Source organism: Corallococcus sp. NCSPR001 (genome assembly GCF_017309135.1).
Taxonomy (GTDB): domain Bacteria; phylum Myxococcota; class Myxococcia; order Myxococcales; family Myxococcaceae; genus Corallococcus.
This window is the reverse complement of sequence record NZ_JAFIMS010000002.1, coordinates 7,720,326-7,737,810: the sequence shown is the minus strand read 5'-3', so window position 1 is coordinate 7,737,810 and position 17,485 is coordinate 7,720,326. Positions and strand designations below refer to the sequence as shown.

Below are 17,485 nucleotides of genomic sequence, written 5' to 3'. Positions count from 1 at the left end.
AAAATAATGGGGGCGGAGAATGCTTGTTAAGGTGTGCTGCCTCGCGTTTGGCTTCTCAGTCTCTCTACAGCGGATGAGATTGCATTGGTGTCTGAAGGCTTTGCGCCCCATTCTTTCCAGAAATCTCGTGTTGCGCTGTCGGGAGCGATTTTGGGTGCGTCGAGTTTGACTCTAGAGGGCAGAAGGATGGCGTCACCAAGAAGCAATGCCTCCCCTGTGTCAAGTAGAGGCAGGGCGCTAGTAAGCCCTGCGAGAGAGTCGGGCATTAATCTTCGGATTACGCCTTGGTCTGATTCGTTCGTGAGGCGCATTGCCAGGAAGTTGTTGCACTGGCTGAGGATGGTCTTGCTGACGTCTGATGGACGCTGACTCACGACCAATAGAGAAAATCCGTATTTTCTGCCCTCTTTGGCGATTCTTTCAAATGAGCCAAGGGCCTGTCGCTGTACTGCGTCAGCATCATCTTTCGTCGGAAGGTAAAGATGGGCTTCATCACAGAGTAGTGTAACTGGAGTACGCTTGCTTGGAGAAAGCCAGAACTGAACGTCGTAGAGGAGTCGAGCAAGTGTGCCGGTTACAACTGGCAATACATCTGCCGGCACCTCGGAGAAGTCAATAATTTTGATTCCCTGCCCAGTAGGCGATCCAAGCAGGCGCCGAATCTGAATGGAAAGCCAGTCGTATTCGAGAGTCTCTTTGGGCGGCGAAAACATGAATCCATAGCGACGGTCGTCAAGTTTTGCTTCAAGTCTCGAAATGAAGCGAGTGAGTCGGTCTTCCCATTCGCCTTTGACGGGGCCTGTTTTTCCAGTGCCTTTGGTTTTATTGTCGGTGTCCAGCAGTGCCAAGAGGTCTTTGATGTCGTAGGGAATTGGAGAGTCGACTGTGAATGTCTTCTTGACGTCGAGCTTGCTCTTGGTTTCGAGGGTTCTTCCTTTGAGTTCACGAGCGTGTAGGGTGAACCTAGAAGCTTGGTTAGGGGCATTCTGGTCACTGCGGTCAAGAATCATCGAGAGCATTTCGTCTCGATTGAGCAGCCAGTAGGGAAGAAATAGAGCGTCAGTTCCAGGGGTTTCCAGGTCTCCAGGACCGGCAATTCTCAGTCGAGTCCCAAAACCACCTTTGGTGGAATCGGCGAGCGGCGCATACTCGCCATGCATGTCGAAAACAATGATGTTTGGGTGCTTTAGCTTTGATGCTCGTTCAAGTATTAGGGCGACTGCCCAGCTTTTGCCTGCTCCAGTGCTGCCAAGAATGGCGGCATGCCGCTGGAAGAACTTGTCTCCACTGGCAATCGCTTCTGCAGTCCTGTCGGCGACGAAAACACCGAGTTTGAGTTGCTCGTCAGCCGATAAGCCAGACCCCAGAATGCTCATGAAGCGTTGCAGGTTGCCGCCTTCGATGACATAGCAGTCTCTGTCGATCTGAGGAAAACTGTCGGCACCTCGCTTGAACGTGTTCAGCCTGTTCCCCTCGATCGTGCGGAACGTGCCGATAAGTACTGCTTGAAGGAGATCTGTTGGTGCTGTCGTAAGCATTAATCCCTCCTCTGAGCCATCCAGGTCGGAGGGGAGGTCGGCGCGCGTGCTTCTGGTTACGCGCTCATTGATGGCTATTAGGTATTCTTGCTCGGTTGTTCCTCGGATTGCGACAAGATTGCCGATTCCAATGCGTGTTAAGAGCTTGGAGTTTGTAACGTCGATTGCGACACGGCTTGTGTCGACGCCTGATACCACTCCAATTTTGTCGTCTTCTGTGAACTGCAAAGCCGCTTTTGTTGTCATGGCCCAAGAACCTCAGTGACGAATTTACCTAAATCCCAAATCTCAATGCCGTTTATTGTAGTGGTCTTTTTGTTGACTGTCACTCGGGTGGCGACTGTGGATCCTGGATCAGGCGTGGAGTGCTCAAGCGAGATTACATTGGGAAAATTCTGTGCGAGCTTTGCTGCGTTGGGCGTGAGGCTGTGCGTGAGTAGGAGTGTTGGGCAGCCATTGCGGATTTTATGTGTAAGGTGGGTTTCTAGGTGTTCGTCGTTGAATCCGTATCCGATAATGAGAAAGCGGCTGGCTTTGTCGATGGCGACATTCGCCTTTTCGCGATGTCGATCGAATGGGCTTTCGTATCCGTTTCTGAACTTGTTTAGGCCTGGCGTGATGATGAGTCGAGGGGCATCCAAATCGCCCGAATATCTGACTGGACGGCCTGCTCGATGGTACCAGTCGAGGCTTCCGTGGGGTTTGTAGATGTTTACGCGGTCTCGGAATTTTGTTTGGATTCTATTTTGGTTTGCGAGCTTAACCTCTCGGCAAAAGCTAAGGCGGCTCTCTGATTCGTTGAGGGCGCCTGCGAATTGGCCGATGAACATTGTGTCGGCTCCGAGGCCTGCTTCCTCGGCAGCTATTTCTACGAGGCGATCGTAGTTTGTGGTGATTAAAGGAATGCCGTCTGGCGGCTTGAGTATTCTCTTGAAAAGTTCGGTCAGTCTAAGGGTTTTCTCTCCTGTAAAAACTTTTGCTATTGTTTCTCGTTCGTGAGTTAGGACTAGCTGGCTTGTTTCTGCGACGATTTTGCTTTCAAGAGAGGGGGAGGGTGGTCTCTCAAGAAGAGCGCCTTCAAGGCCTTTGCTTGGGAACAGCTTCTTGATGTCGTTCCAGGTCGTTGAGTCGTCTGCGGAAAGACCAGGGCCGATGGTTTTTTCAAGGTGGGTCAGTAACGCCCACATGCCAGGTAGTCCCTCTGCGCATGAAAGGCCTGAGCCGACGATGGTTACCAAACCATCGCTAAAGTGACGTTGAAGGGCTATTTTTAGATCGTGTAGTCCTACAGCTGCAGTTTGAACCGAGCCCTTCGGGCCCGATAGTGGCACTGCATGGCCACGGCTTGGTGGTGGCGTCGCCAGCGACTCCACGCGAGGACATGCGCAAGCGGAGCCGCCACACGCCGCAGAAGCGCTACCAGAAGCACTCGCACTTCCTGGACGGAGTAGCGGACGAAGGCCGTTAGTGAAGGCCGCGCCGGGCGAGAAACGCGCGCATGGGGTTTCTGCGCCTCGGCAGGCCGAGTGCTTTTGGGGGCAGGCCCTCCTGGAGTTGCTGATTGGCCACGGCACGCGCGGCGGCGAGAAAGACGTGGGCCACCAGGCACAGCGTCATATGCCGGTGCCAGGCCGTCCAGGTGCGCACCTCATAGTCGGCGAGGCCCACCTCGTTCTTGGCGGATTCGAAGTCCTCCTCCACGGCCCACCGGCTGCCCGCGGCGCGCACCATCGACTCCAGTGAGGCATTGCGCCGGGCATGGGCGACGTAGAAGGCCACCTTGCCGTCCGCGAGGCCTCTGCGAAAGAGCAGCCACCGCGACAGGCCCAGGTGCCGGTTGAGCCGCATGCGCGCCCAATCATAGAGGCGAGGGCCCTTGGTGCCCGCGCCTGCGGACAGACGTGTCCAGTCCTCCGGAGGGACCTCCTCCACCATGTCTCCAGGCTTCACCTGGTAGAAGCCGCGCCAGACGTGCGTATTGGAGGCCACCGCCAGCACGTAGGGCTGGTGCAAGTCTTCGAGGAAGCGGCGCAGGGTGCTGTCGCGTCCATAGACTTCGTCCCCCACCACCCACGCCGGCTTCAGTCCCGCGCCCAGCGCCCGCTGCAGCATGCCTTGCGCGAGGGCCGGTTTGGATTCGAAGCCCACTTCGTCCGGAATCCCTCCCGCTTTGCGGCGGGCCGCATCCTCCGTCCAGGGCTCCGGCAGGTACAGTTCCCGGTCCACCAGCGCATGCCCGCGAGGCGTCACGTACGAGAGGAAGACGCCCACTTGCGCGTTCTCCACCTTGCCCGCGGTGCCCGTGTACTGGCGCGCCACGCCCACGGACTTCTCTCCTTTCTTCAGGAAGCCCGTCTCGTCCATCGCCAGGATGCCGCCTTCGCCCAACGCCCTGCGCGCGTACTCCAGCACGTCGTCGCGTACTGCATCCGCGTCCCACTTCGCTCGCAGCAGCAGGTGCTGGAAGGCATAGGGCGCTTGATGCCCCGCATCCTCCGAAAGGCCCCACACATTCTTGCGCTGTGCCCGTCCCAGGAGGGCCTTCACGTACTCGACCGCAGTGGCGTGCGCCTCGCGCCTGCGGAAGTGCGGCTGCAGCCAGGCGCCTATCTCCTCCAGCTCCGTCACGAGACGGCCAACCAGCCGGACTTCCGGTGCCTGCGCTTCTGTGGCTGATGGCTGCTGCATGGGAGGTCTCGTTCCTCCCCCTCCTGTTTCTTCAACAGGAGGAAGCCTGCGGAGTCTTCCGAACTACAGCTGTAGGAGTAGGTCCAAGCGCGTATGCCCGAAACGATGCCGCTAGTTTTTCTGGATATTCCAGGTGGATATAACGTGGGATAGAAATGAGATTTCGTCAAGTTGAGTGAAGCGGTTGAGGAGTTGTACTGCGATTGCTGAAAAACGAGACCTCCTGGGGGGGGCGGCGCGTTTTCCAGATTTCGCCTTTGTAGAAGCTGGTTGGTTGGGGTGCGTCTGTGTGGGGTATGGTGCTTCGGCGTCAGGGGCGAGGCCAACTCTCAAGGGCCGAAGAGTAGGGCGGTCCTTTGTCGTGACCCTCTCCACTTCTGACGATCAAAGCCTTCTAAACTTGTTGCTAATGCTTGCCGCGCCGCTGGGCCATGCGCCGCAGGTTGTCCCGCCGTTGTGCACCCGGGTCCTGCGCGGGTGCGGGAGCCGCCGCCGGTGGCGTGTCCTTCGGCGGTGATAGGTGGCCGGCGAGCGCGCGCACCGTGGGGTACTGGAAGAGCGTGACCAGCGGGACCTTGCGGCCCACCAGTGCTTCCAGCTTCGCGTGCACGGACTGGAGCAGCAGCGAGTTGCCGCCCAGGTCGAAGAAGTTGTCGCTCGCGCCCACGCGCTCCAGCCCCAGCACTTCGGCCCAGAGCGCGGCCAGCGTCTGTTCCAGGCCTGCCTCGGGGACGCGGTAGTCTTCGCTCAATTCGGGCCGGTGCACGTCCGGCGCGGGCAGGGCCTTGCGGTCCAGCTTGCCGTTCGCGGTGAGGGGCAGCCGCTCCAGCACCACGAACGCGGACGGCACCGCGTGCTCCGCGAGCGACCGCCGCAGCGAGGCCCGCAGCGCGTCCACCGCGAACGTGGACCCATCGCGGAGCACCAGGTACGCGACCAACCGGCGTTGTCCCGGCACGTCCTCGCGCACCTGCGCCACCGCCTCCTTCACCGAAGGCTGTGAGAGCAGCGCGGCCTCCACCTCGCCCAGTTCGATGCGGAAGCCTCGCAGCTTCACCTGCGAGTCCGCGCGGCCCCGGAACTCCAACGTGCCATCCGCGAGCCACCGCACCACGTCGCCCGTGCGGTACAGCCGCGCGCCGGGTTCCTGGGAGAACGGATCCGGTCCGAAGCGCTCCGCCGTGAGCGCGGGCTGGCCCAGGTAGCCGCGCGCCACCTGGGCGCCTCCGAGGAACAGTTCACCCCAAAGGCCCACCGGCACGGGCTGTCCCGTGGCATCCAGCACGTACACGCGCACGTTGGGCTCCGGGCTCCCGATGGGAGGCAGCAGGCCTTCGGGCGCGTCGCGCTTCACGACGCCGGAGGTCGCGATGACGGTGTTCTCCGTGGGGCCGTAGCAGTTGAGCCACTGCCCCGGAACGGAGGGCCCCGGACGGCGGTGCAGCACGTCACCGGCCACGTGCACCCGGCGCAGCGGCATGCCGGGCGGCCAGGGCTGCTCCAGCGCGGCCTCCGCCATGGGCGTGGGCAGCGTGCTGAGCGTGATGCCCTCCGCCGCGAGCCAGCGCACCAGTCTCGCGGGCTCCGCGCGCACCTCGTCCGTGGGCAGATGGATGCTGGCGCCATGCGAGAGGGCCGGCCAGGTCTCGAAGACGGTCGCGTCGAACGCGAGCCCCGTCAGCAGCGTGGCCCGGTCCGCCGGTCCCATCTCCGCCGCCGTGCCGAGCCCCGCGACGAGGTTCGCCAACGTCCCATGCGTCACCGCGACGCCCTTGGGTTTGCCGGTGCTGCCCGACGTGTAGATGACGTAGGCCATAGCCTCCGCGTGCAGTGGCACGCCGGGCGCGGTGACGGGCTGGGTCTCCAGCGCGGGCTCCGCGTCCAGGCAGAGCACGCGCACGCCACATCCCTCGAAGCGGGAGGCGAAGGACTGCCGGGTGACGACGATGCGCGCGCCACTGTCCGTGAGCACGTGCCGCCACCAGGCCTCCGGCCACGTCAGGTCCATGGGCAGATAGGCCCCGCCCGACTTCAGGATGCCCAGCGCGCCCCACACGTAGCCGGGCGTGCGGTCCACGCACAGGGCGACCACGGTCTCCGGCTTCACGTCCTGCGCGCGTAGCAGGTTCGCGAGCTGGTTCGACCGGGCCTCCAGCTCCCCGAACGTCAGTTGCTGCCCGTCGCCCGCCAGCGCGAGCGCCTCCGGTCTCAGCCGTGCCTGATCCGCGATGCGCGTGGGCACGCGAAGGTCCACGGGGACCTCGAGCGCGGTGTCGTTCCACTCCACGAGGACCTGCTGGCGCTCCGCCTCCGTCAGCAGCGACAGCGACGCGAGCGGACGCTCTGGATTTCGCGTCACCTGCTCCAGCAGGCGCAGGTAGTGCCCGGCCATGCGCTCCACCGTCGCCGCGTCGAAGAGCGCGGTGTTGTATTCCCAGTGCGTCAGCAACCCGGTTACGGATTCGCGCATGAACAGCGTGAGGTCGTGCTTCGCGAGCCCTGGGTCGAAGGGCACCGGCGCTGTCTCCAGCCCTCGCAGGGGGAAGCCGGGGAAGTCCTTGAAGAGCGCGAACACGGCCTGGAAGACGGGCGTGCGGCTCAGGTCTCGCGGAGTCTGGAGTGCGTCCACCAGTTGCTCGAAGGGCACCTCCTGGTGCGCGTACGCGCCCAGGCACGTCTCGCGCACCCGGGCGAGCAGGACCTGGAAGGACTCGGCGCCGGAGACCTTCACGCGCAGGGGCAGGGCGTTGACGAAGAAGCCGATGAGCCCCTCCACCTCGCGGTGGTTGCGGCCGGAGATGGGCGAGCCGACCACCACGTCGTCCTGGCCGCTGTAGCGCGCGAGCAGGGCGTGGAAGCCCGCGAGCAGCGCCATGAAGGACGTGACGCCCTGCTGGTGACACAGCTCGCGCACGGCGGCGTCCACCGCGGCGGGGATCCGCACCAGGTGGGCCGCGCCCGCCTGGGCCTGCACGGGCGGACGAGGCCGGTCGGTGGGCAGCTCCAGCGCGTGGGGCGCACCGTTGAGTTGCCGCTTCCACCACGCGAGCTGCGCGTCGAGCCCTTCGCCCTGCAACGTCGCGCGCTGCCAGCGGGCGTAGTCCGTGTATCGGATGGGCAGCGGCGGCAGACGCGGCGTCTGGTCCCGGGTGAAGGCGTCGTAGAGGATGCCCAGCTCGCGCCCCATCACCTCCGTGGACCAGCCGTCCGTGATGATGTGATGCATGAGCAGGAAGAGCGCGTGGTCCTCCGCGTCCAGCCGCAGCAGCGTCGCCGTCAGCAGCGGATCCGTGCGCAGGTCGAAGACGTGGCGCATCCGCTCCTCGGCCCGCTGGCGCAGGACGGTGTCGCGCTGCGGGGGCGGCACGTCCTCCAGCCGCTCGAAGGCGAGCGCGAAGGGCACCGAGGGCAGGACGCGCTGAACGGGCTGGCCGTTCTCCTCCGCGAACACCGTGCGCAGGGACTCGTGGCGGTCGATGAGCGCCGCGAGCGACCGCTCCAGCGCGGCCACGTCGAGCGGTCCCTTGCACCGGATGAACAACGGGACGTTGAAGGCGAACCCGCCCGGTGCGAGCGCGTCGATGAACCAAAGCCGCTGCTGCGGGAAGGACTGGGGCGCGGAGTCTCCCGCCTCCGTGCGCACCAGGGGCTGTGTCTGGAGGGGATGGGCTTCCTGGCGCAGGGCTTCGATTCGAGCGGCCAGCTCCGCGAGCGTCGGGGCCTCGAAGAGCATGCGCACGGGCAGCTCCATCTGAAGCGACTCACGCAGACGGGAGGCCACCTGGGTCGCGAGCAGCGAGTGGCCGCCCAGCTCGAAGAAGTGGTCCTGCGTGCCCACGCGCGGCACGCCCAGCAGCGGTGCCCAGATGTCCGCGATGAGCTTCTCCACCGCGGAGACCGGGGCCACGTAGACGGTCCCGGGGAGGGCCTCCTCCGTCGGAACGTGCAGGCCGTTGCGGTTCACCTTGCCGCTCGGGCCCAGGGGGAGCGCGTCCATGCGCACCAGCGCGGAGGGCACCATGTACTCCGGAAGCCGTCGCGACAGTGCCTGCCTCAGCGCCTCCGCGGAGAAGGCCGTCTCCGGTTGCACCACGTAGGCCACCAGCCGCTTGAAGCCCGGCGTGTCCTCGCGCAGCACGACGACCACGTCCTGCACGTCGGGCAGGGCGCGCAGGGCGGACTCCACTTCGCCCAGTTCGACGCGGAAGCCGCGCAGCTTCACCTGACCGTCCAGGCGGCCGAGGAACTCCAGTTGTCCATCCGCGAGCCAGCGGGCCTTGTCGCCCGTGCGGTAGAGGCGGGCTCCCGGCGTGGCGCTGAAGGGGGAGGGCACGAAGCGCTCCGCGGTGAGGTCCGGCCGGTTGTGGTAGCCGTGCGCGAGCCCTTCACCCCCGATGAAGACCTCTCCCGGGACGCCGACGGGGCTCGGATTCCCGCGTGCATCCAGGACGTAGGTCTGGACGTTGGTCAGCGGCGTTCCCACCGGAGGCAGGGCGGGCCAGGTGCTCGGAGGCCCCGAAGCCCGCCATGCGCTGGCGGCGTGCGTCTCCGAAGGACCGTACTGGTTTTCGAGGACGCACCCGGGCAGCCGCTCGAAGAGGGCGACGACGGAGGGCGTCACCTGGAGTTGCTCGCCCGCGGTGATGACCTCGTTGAGCGGAGGCAACTCCGTCGCGGTGCGCGCGGCTTCACTCAGGGACTGGAGCGCGACGAAGGGGAGGAAGAGCCGCTCCACGCGGTGCTGGGTGAGGTAGCGCAGCAGCGCCGGTGGGTCGCGGCGCAACTCCGCGGAGCTGAGCAGCAGCCGGCCACCGATGCACCAGGTGCCGAATATCTCCTGGAAGGAGACGTCGAAGTTGAGCGAAGCGAACTGGAGCGTCGTGGCTTCCGCGCGCACTGCCCGGCGGGTCTGCCACGCGAGCATGTTGCCGATGCCCCGGTGGGACATGGCGATGCCCTTGGGCCGTCCAGTGCTGCCCGAGGTGAAGACGACGTAGCAGACGGCTTCGGGTGACAGCCTCACGTTCGGCGACGTGATGGGGCGCGAAGCCAGTGAGACGGTCTCCATCGTCACGATGCGCGCGGAGGTGCCCGGGAGCAGCGCCCGCACGAAGCCCTCATGCGCGAGGACGACCGGCGCGCGCGTGTCCTCCACCATCAGGGCCAGGCGCTCGGCCGGGTAGTTCGGGTCCAGCGGGACGTAGGCGGCACCGGCCTTGAGGGTGGCGAGGACTGCGACGGGCATGTCCAGGCTGGAGCGCTCCAGGCACAGCCCGACGGAGCTGCCCGGCGTGACGCCCAGGGCGATGAGGTGATGCGCGAGTTGGTTGGCGCGTGCATCCAGTTGCGCGTACGTCAGTGACTCCGCGCCGTTCGTCACGGCCATGGCTTCCGGTGTCCGCGCGACCTGCGCTTCCACCCATTGGTGCATGAGCCCGGGGTCGAAAGACGTGTCCTTCGCGGCGTTCCACGTCACGACGACCTGGCGTCGTTCCTCCTCGGAGAGGAGCGGCAGGGCCGACAGGGGCTGGTCGGGTTGGCGGACCGCTCCCTGGAGCAGCCGCACGTAGTGCCCGGCCATCCGGGTGAGGGTCGCTTCCTCGAAGAGGGCGGTGTTGTACTCCCAGAAGGCTGTCAGCCCCTGCTGCGACTCACGCACGAAGAGCATGAGGTCGAAGCGGGAGACGCCCGTCTGGAACGGGACGTCCTCCGCCTGGAGGCCGGGCAACGAGAAGGGGACGGCCGCCTGTTGCAGGACGAAGAGGGACTGGACCAGCGGCGCGCGGCTCAGGTCGCGTGGCGGCTTGAGCGCCTCCACGAGCTGCTCGAACGGCAGGTCCTGATGCGCGAAGGCGCCCAGACTGCTCTCGCGCACGCCGCGCAACAGGTGGCGGAAGGAACGCGCCCCAGAGACATCCGCGCGCAGGGCGAGCGTGTTGACGAAGAGGCCCAGCAGGCCCTCCACCTCACGGCGGTTGCGGCCGGAGATGGGCGAGCCGACCACCACGTCGTCCTGGCCGCTGTAGCGCGCGAGCAGGGCCTGGAACCCCGCCAGCAGCGTCATGAACAGCGTGGTGCCCTCGCGCTGCCCCATGGAGACGAGGGCGCTGGTCAGCGCGGGTGGCAAGGGGACTTCGATGTACGCGCCCCGGAAGGTCTGCACGGGCGGACGTGGCTTGTCGGTGGGCAGGTCGAGCACGGGCGGTGCCCCCGCCATCTGCTCGCGCCACCACGCCACCTGTTCTTCCAGCACGTCGCCCTGCAACCAGGCGCGCTGCCACAGCGCATAATCCGAGTACTGGACGGAGATGGGCGGGAGCGCGGCCTCCGTGCCCTGGCGCCGGGCGAGGTAGAGCGCATCCAGCTCCCGCTGGAGCAAGGCAATGGACCAGCCGTCGAAGACGCTGTGATGGAAGTTGAGGATGAGGAACTGATCCTCGTCCGCGATCCGGAGCAGCGTGGCCCGGAGCAGGGGGCCCCGGCGCAGGTCGAAGGGCACGTGCGCTTCGGTCTCCACCTGACGCTGGAGCGGAATGCGCGGATCCACGTCCACCTGCTTCAGGGTGAGCCTCCACGCGGGGCCGATGCGCTGCACCGGCTGGCCGTCCACTTCGTCGAACGTGGTGCGCAGGACCTCGTGACGCCGGATGAGGGCGTTGAGCGCGTCCTCCAGTGCCTGCGTATCCAGCCGCCCCCGCAGCCGGGTGACCAGGGGCAGGTTGTAGGCGTGCTCGCTGGTGTCCAACTGAGAGACGAACCACAGCCGCTGCTGGGAGAACGACTGGGGAACGAGCGCGCCGCGAAGATGGGGGACCAGCGGCGGGACGGCCTTACGGTTCGCGCCGTGCAGCTGTTCCTCCAACCGCGCGGCGAGCTGCGCGACGGTGGGCGCCTCGAAGAGGACGCGCAGGGACAGGTCCACCTGGAAGGCCTCCCGCAGCCGGGAGACCACCTGCGTGGCGAGCAGCGAGTGCCCGCCCAATTCGAAGAAGTGGTCCTGCAAGCCCACGCGCGGCACCACGAGCAGGGATGCCCAGATGTCGGCGATCACCTTCTCCACCGCCGTCATGGGGGCCAGGAACCCGGTGTCGTCCTCGGCTTCCTCCTTGGGGGCGGGCAGGCCGTTGCGGTTCACCTTGCCGCTCGGGCCCAGGGGGAGCGCGTCCATGCGCACCAGCGCGGAGGGCACCATGTGCTCCGGCAGCCGCCGCGCCAGCGCCTGCCTCAGCGCCTCCGGTGAGAAGGACGCTTCCGGTTGGACCACGTAGGCCACCAGTTGCTTGTGGCCCGGCGTGTCCTCACGCACCACGACGACCACGTCCCGCACGTCGGGCAGGGCGCGCAGGGCGGACTCCACTTCGCCCAGTTCGACGCGGAAGCCGCGCAGCTTCACCTGACCGTCCAGGCGGCCCAGGAACTCCAGTTGTCCATCCGCGAGCCAGCGAGCCTTGTCGCCCGTACGGTAGAGGCGGGCGCCCGGCGTGGTGCTGAAGGGGGAAGGAACGAAGCGCTCCGCGGTGAGGTCCGGCCGGCCGTGGTAGCCGTGCGCGAGTCCTTCACCGCCCACGTACAGCTCGCCTGGGACGCCGACAGGGCAGGGCTCTCGGCGCGGATCCAACACATAGGCCTGGACCGCGGGCAGCGGCGTGCCTACCGGAGGCAGGGCGGGCCACGTGCTCGGAGGCCCTGACGCACGCCACGCGGAGACCGCATGGGTCTCCGAAGGGCCGTACTGGTTTTCGAGGACGCACCCGGGCAGCCGCTCGAAGAGGGCGACGACGGAGGGCGTCACCTGGAGTTGCTCGCCCGCGGTGATGACCTCGTTGAGCGGAGGCAACTCCGTCGCGGTGCGCGCGGCTTCACTCAGGGACTGGAGCGCGACGAAGGGGAGGAAGAGCCGCTCCACGCGGTGCTGGGTGAGGTAGCGCAGCAGCGCCGGTGGGTCGCGGCGCAACTCCGCGGAGCTGAGCAGCAGCCGGCCACCGATGCACCAGGTGCCGAATATCTCCTGGAAGGAGACGTCGAAGTTGAGCGAAGCGAACTGGAGCGTCGTGGCTTCCGCGCGCACTGCCCGGCGGGTCTGCCACGCGAGCATGTTGCCGATGCCCCGGTGGGACATGGCGATGCCCTTGGGCCGTCCAGTGCTGCCCGAGGTGAAGACGACGTAGCAGACGGCCTCGGGCGACAGCCTCACGTTCGGCGACGTGGTGGGGCGCGAAGCCAGTGAGACGGTCTCCATCGTCACGATGCGCGCGGAGGTGTCTGGCGGCAGCGCCCGCACGAAGCCCTCATGCGCGAGGACGACCGGAGCGCGCGTGTCCTCCACCATCAGGGCCAGACGCTCGGCCGGGTAGTTCGGATCCAGCGGGACGTAGGCGGCGCCGGCCTTGAGGGTGGCGAGGACGGCGAGAGGCATGTCCAGGCTGGAGCGCTCCAGGCACAGCCCGACGGAGCTGCCCGGCGTGACGCCCAGGGCGATGAGGTGATGCGCGAGTTGGTTGGCGCGTGCATCCAGTTGCGCATACGTCAGCGACTCCGCGCCGTTCGTCACCGCGACCGCTTCCGGTGTCCGCGCGACCTGCGCCTCCACCCAGGCGTGGATCAGCCCCGGCGTGGCAAGCCGTTCCTCGCGGTTGTTCCATGCGACCAGGAGTTGCTCGCGTTCCTCCCGCGACAGGAGCGACAGGGCCGCCAGGGGCAACTCGGGGTTCTCGGTGACGCCTTCGAGCAGCCGCACATAGTGCCCGGCCATCCGGGCGACGGTCGCCTCCTCGAAGAGGGCGGTGTTGTATTCCCAGTAGGCGACGAGCCCGTGCGGCGTCTGCCGCATGAACAGCATGAGGTCGAAGCGGGAGACGCCCGACTGGAATGGGAAGTCCTCCACCGCGAGGCCGGGCAGGGACAGCGGCGTCGCGGCCCGCTGCAGGACGAACATCGACTGCACCAGGGGTGTCCGGCTCAGGTCACGCGGCGGCTTGAGCGCGTCCACCAGTTGTTCGAACGGCAGGTCCTGATGCGCGAACGCACCCAGGCAGCTCTCGCGCACGCCGCGCAGCAACTGCCGGAAGGAACGCGCCCCAGGGACCTCCGCGCGCAGGGCGAGCGTATTGACGAAGAAGCCGATGAGCCCCTCCACCTCGCGGCGATTGCGGCCGGAGATGGGCGAGCCGACGACGACGTCCTCCTGGCCGCTGTAGCGCGCGAGCAGGGCCTGGAACCCCGCCAGCAGCGTCATGAACAGCGTGGCGCCTTCACGCTGTCCCAGCAGTTGGAGTGAGCCATGGAGGGGCTGGGGCAACAGCACCTCGAAGTTCGCGCCCTGGAAGGTCTGCACGGGCGGGCGTGGCTTGTCGGTGGGCAGGTCCAGCACGGGCGGTGCTCCCGCCAGTGCCTCCCGCCACCATGCGAGCTGGTCCTCCAGCTCCTCCCCCTGGAACGACTCACGCTGCCACCGCGCGTAGTCCACGTACTGGAGGGACAGGGGCGGCAGGGGGCTCTGTCCGTGCGCGCGATAGAGCGCGTTCAACTCGCGCTGGAGCACGTCGACGGACCACCCGTCGAAGACGATGTGGTGGATGACGAGCATCAACACATGGTCGTCGGCCGCGACGCGCAGGAGCAGCCCCCGCATCAGCGGGCCTCGCCGCAGGTCGAACGGGCGCCGGGCCTCCGTGGCCAGTTGCTCCGGGAGCTTCGCGGCCTCCACGTCCGTCCTGGACAGCGTGAAGGCCCAGGCCGGCCCGATGCGCTGCACCGGCTGTCCATTCACCTCGTCGAACGTGGTGCGCAGGACCGCGTGCCGCTGGATGATCTCCGCGAGGCTCCGCTCCAGCGCGTCCGCGTCCAGCGCGCCCCGCAGCCGCGTGACCATGGGCACGTTGTACGAGTACCCCAGCGTGTCGAGCTGCGAGATGAACCACAGCCGCTGCTGCGCGAACGACTGCGGCAGCCAGCCGTCCCGGGGACCGGGAACCAGTGGCAGAGCCTGGATCCGGCTGCTCTCCCTCCGCAGGGCATCGATGCGCGCGGCGAGGCTGGTGACGGTGGGCGCTTCGAACAGCGCTCGCACGGACAGGTCCACCTGGAAGGTCTCCCTCAATCGGGAGGTGACCTGGGTCGCGAGCAGCGAGTGCCCACCCAGCTCGAAGAACGAGTCCTGCGTGCCCACGCGCGTGCGGCCCAGGAGCGCGGCCCAGACCTCGGCCACCGCCGTCTCCGTCGGGGTGACCGGCGCCACATAGGCGTCCTCCGTGAGCGCGTCACCCACGGGCGTGGCGAGCGCCCTCCGGTCCACCTTGCCCACGGGCGTCAGCGGCAGCCGGTCCAGCTTCACGAAGGCGGCCGGGACCAGCGGCGCCGGCAGTTGGTCGGACAGGCGCGAACGCAGCACGCTCACGTCCAGGTTCGCGCCAGTGAGGTAGGCCACCAACCGCTTGTCGCCGGGCGCGTACTCGCGCACCTCCGCCACGGCGTCCTCCACGCCGGGCAGGTGGCGCAGGGCGGTCTCGATCTCCCCCAGTTCGATGCGGAAGCCGCGCAGCTTCACCTGCGTGTCCGCGCGCCCCATGAACGCCAGCTCGCCGGAGGGCAGCCACCGGGCACGGTCACCCGTGCGGTACAGCCGCGCGCCGGGGACGTCGCTGAACGGATGGGGCACGAAGCGGTCCGCGGTGAGGTCGGGCCGGTCCAGGTAGCCCCACGCGAGGCCATCGCCTCCCACGTACAGGTCGCCCACGACGCCGGGCGGCACCGGCTCCAGGCGCGCGTCCAGCACCAGCGCCTGGGAGTTCTCCAGCGGACGGCCAATGGGCACGGGCATCCGCGCATCCAGGTCCCGCTTCACCTGATACGTGGCGGAGAACGTGGTGTTCTCCGTGGGGCCGTAGCCGTTGATGACCGCGCGCCCCGCGTCCAGAAGCTTGCGCGCGGCCAGCGGGGACAGCACGTCGCCGCCCGTGAGGACCTGCCCCACGCGGGCGAGCGCCGCGGGGCGGTTCAGCGCCATCTGCTCGAAGAACGCCGTGGTGAGGAACATCACGCTGATGCGCTCGCGCTCCAGCGTGGCCTCCAGCTCCTCCAGCGACGGTGTCACCGGCGGATAGAGGAACAGCTTCGCGCCGCTGAGCAGCGCGCCCCACAGCTCCAGCGTCGCGGCGTCGAACGACGTGGTGGCCAACTGGAGGACGACATCTTCGGCATCGAACCGGACGTAGGTCACGCCCTTCACCAGCCGCGTCACGGCCCGGTGGGGAACGCCCACGCCCTTGGGCCGCCCGGTGCTCCCGGACGTGTACATGACGTAGGCGAGCGCTTCGGCGGGGACCTGCACGTCGGGCGCGGTCTTCGGCCGGGCCTCGAAGTCCCGCCAGGACGGGTCGAGCCTCACGACCCGTGAGGCCCACCCCTTCAGCGAGGACTCACGCCCCTGCTCCAGCAGCAGCACGGTGATGCGGGCGTCGCGCGCCATGAGCTCCAGGCGCTCGGCGGGATAGCCCGGATCCAACGGCACGTACGCGCCCCCCGCCTTGAGGATGGCGAGCGTCGCCACGACCATCTCCAGCGACCGGCCTGCGCACAGGCCCGCCGGCGTCCCCAGCCGCACGCCCAGCGCACGCAGGTGGTGCGCGAGCTGGTTCGCCCGGGTCTCCAGCTCCGCGTACGTGAGCCGCTGGCCTCCCGCCTCCACGGCCACGGCGCCGGGCGTGCGCGCGGCCTGCTCCCCGAAGAGCGCGGCCAGGGATGCATCCCGAGGGTAGGGGACGGCCTCTCCCGTCCCCTGGCCGAGCAACTGCCCGCGCTCCTGTGCGGTGAGCAGCGGAAGCGTGGCCACGGGGCGCTCCGGCTCCGCGACCGCGGCCTCCAGCAGGCGCGCGTAGTGCTCCGCGAAGCGCGCCACCGTCGCGGCGTCGAAGAGGTCGGTGCTGTACTCCCAGAGCCCCACGAGCCCTTCCGGCGTCTCGCGCAGGAAGACGGTGAGGTCCATGCGCGACACGCCCGGCTCGAAGTCCAGCTCGGACGTGCGCAGCCCCTCCAGCTCCAGCGCGGGCACGGCCGAGTGCTGGAGCGTGAAGAACACCTGGAACAGCGGCGGACGGCTCAGGTCGCGCTCGGGCTGGAGCGCGTCCACCAGCTGTTCGAAGGGCACCTCCTGGTGCGCGTACGCGTCCAGGCACGTCTTGCGCACGCGGCGCAGCAACTCTCCGAAGCCGTGCGCGCCTTCACCCCGCACGCGCAGGGGCAACGTGTTGATGAAGAAGCCGATGAGCGGCTCCACCTCCTGGCGGGTGCGGCCGGAGATGGGGGAGCCGATGACGATGTCGTCCTGGCCGCTGAGCCGCGAGAGCAGCAGGTGCATGCCGCCCAGGAGCGCCATGAACAACGTCACACCCTGCTTGCGGCACAGCGCGTCCAGCGCCTTTCCCAACCCTGGAGGCAGCGCGTGGCGGTACACCGCGCCCCGCGTGGACTGCGCGGCGGGACGGGGACGGTCCGTGGGCAGCTCCAGCGCGGCGGGGGCTCCAGAGAGTTCTCCCCGCCACCACTCGACTTGCTGCCGCAGGTGCTCGCCCTGGAGCCACTGCCGCTGCCACACCGCATGGTCCGCGTACTGCACCGGCAGCGCGGGGAGCGCGGGCGTCGTGCCGACGCGAGAGGCCGCGTAGAGCGTTCGCAGCTCCCGCTCCATCACCGTGAGCGACCAGCCGTCGCAGCAGATGTGGTGCAGCATCAGGAGCAGCACGTGCTCCGCTTCCCCCAGCCGCAGGAGCCGCGCGCGCACCAGCGGCCCCCGGCGCAGGTCGAAGGGGGTTCTCGCCTCCGCCTCCGCGACCTGTCGCAAGGTCTGCTCCCGCTCGGGCGCGGGCACCTGCTCCAGCGTCTCCACGGACAGCGGCAGGCGCAGCGACGGCGCGATGCTCTGCACCGGCTGGCCGTCCACCACGGCGAAGGTGGTGCGCAGCGCTTCGTGCCGCTCCACCAGCACGGCCAGCGCCCGCTCCAGCGCGGGGACGTCCAGCGCGCCGGTGAGCCGCGCGAAGTACGGGACGTTGTAGGAGATGCCCCCGGGCGTGAGCTGCTCGATGAACCACATCCGCTGCTGCCCGAAGGAGAGCGGCAGCAAGGCGTCGCGGGGGACGGGCACCACGGGCGGCGCTCGACGACGGGGCCTCGCCGGGGACTTCGGCGCGGAGGCGGAAGGGGAGCCGGGGTGCTCGGTCGTCATGTCTCGCTCGGGGGAAGGCGGGGGAGGGGGACCGCCC

Annotated in this window: 5 protein-coding genes; 1 reads left to right on the top strand and 4 read right to left on the bottom strand. The window is 67.4% G+C overall.

Annotated elements, in window-relative coordinates; genetic code table 11:
* Nucleotides 1–26: 26 nt before the first annotated feature.
* Entirely contained in the window at nucleotides 27–1,784 is a 1,758-nt protein-coding gene (locus JYJ93_RS32840; RefSeq protein ID WP_206798502.1) for an ATP-binding protein, read from the bottom strand.
* Entirely contained in the window at nucleotides 1,781–2,725 is a 945-nt protein-coding gene (locus tag JYJ93_RS32835; RefSeq protein ID WP_206798501.1) for an SIR2 family protein, read from the bottom strand. The genes JYJ93_RS32840 and JYJ93_RS32835 overlap by 4 nt, the downstream gene beginning before the upstream one ends.
* Before the next feature lie 137 nt (nucleotides 2,726–2,862).
* On the opposite strand from JYJ93_RS32835, the gene JYJ93_RS32830 reads away from it, so the two are divergent.
* Nucleotides 2,863–3,006 (top strand): hypothetical protein, encoded by a 144-nt coding sequence (locus tag JYJ93_RS32830; RefSeq protein WP_206788065.1) that lies wholly within the window; start codon nucleotides 2,863–2,865, stop codon nucleotides 3,004–3,006.
* Here JYJ93_RS32830 and JYJ93_RS32825 read toward each other — a convergent pair.
* Together JYJ93_RS32825 and JYJ93_RS32820 are read right to left on the bottom strand one after the other, a co-directional pair.
* Nucleotides 3,003–4,226, bottom strand: a complete 1,224-nt coding sequence (locus tag JYJ93_RS32825) for an IS701 family transposase (RefSeq protein ID WP_206788069.1) — start codon at nucleotides 4,224–4,226, stop codon at nucleotides 3,003–3,005. The genes JYJ93_RS32830 and JYJ93_RS32825 overlap by 4 nt on opposite strands.
* Before the next feature lie 406 nt (nucleotides 4,227–4,632).
* On the bottom strand, nucleotides 4,633–17,448 hold the full coding sequence (locus JYJ93_RS32820) for a non-ribosomal peptide synthase/polyketide synthase (protein ID WP_206798500.1): 12,816 nt from the start codon (nucleotides 17,446–17,448) through the stop codon (nucleotides 4,633–4,635).
* Nucleotides 17,449–17,485 lie beyond the last annotated feature (37 nt).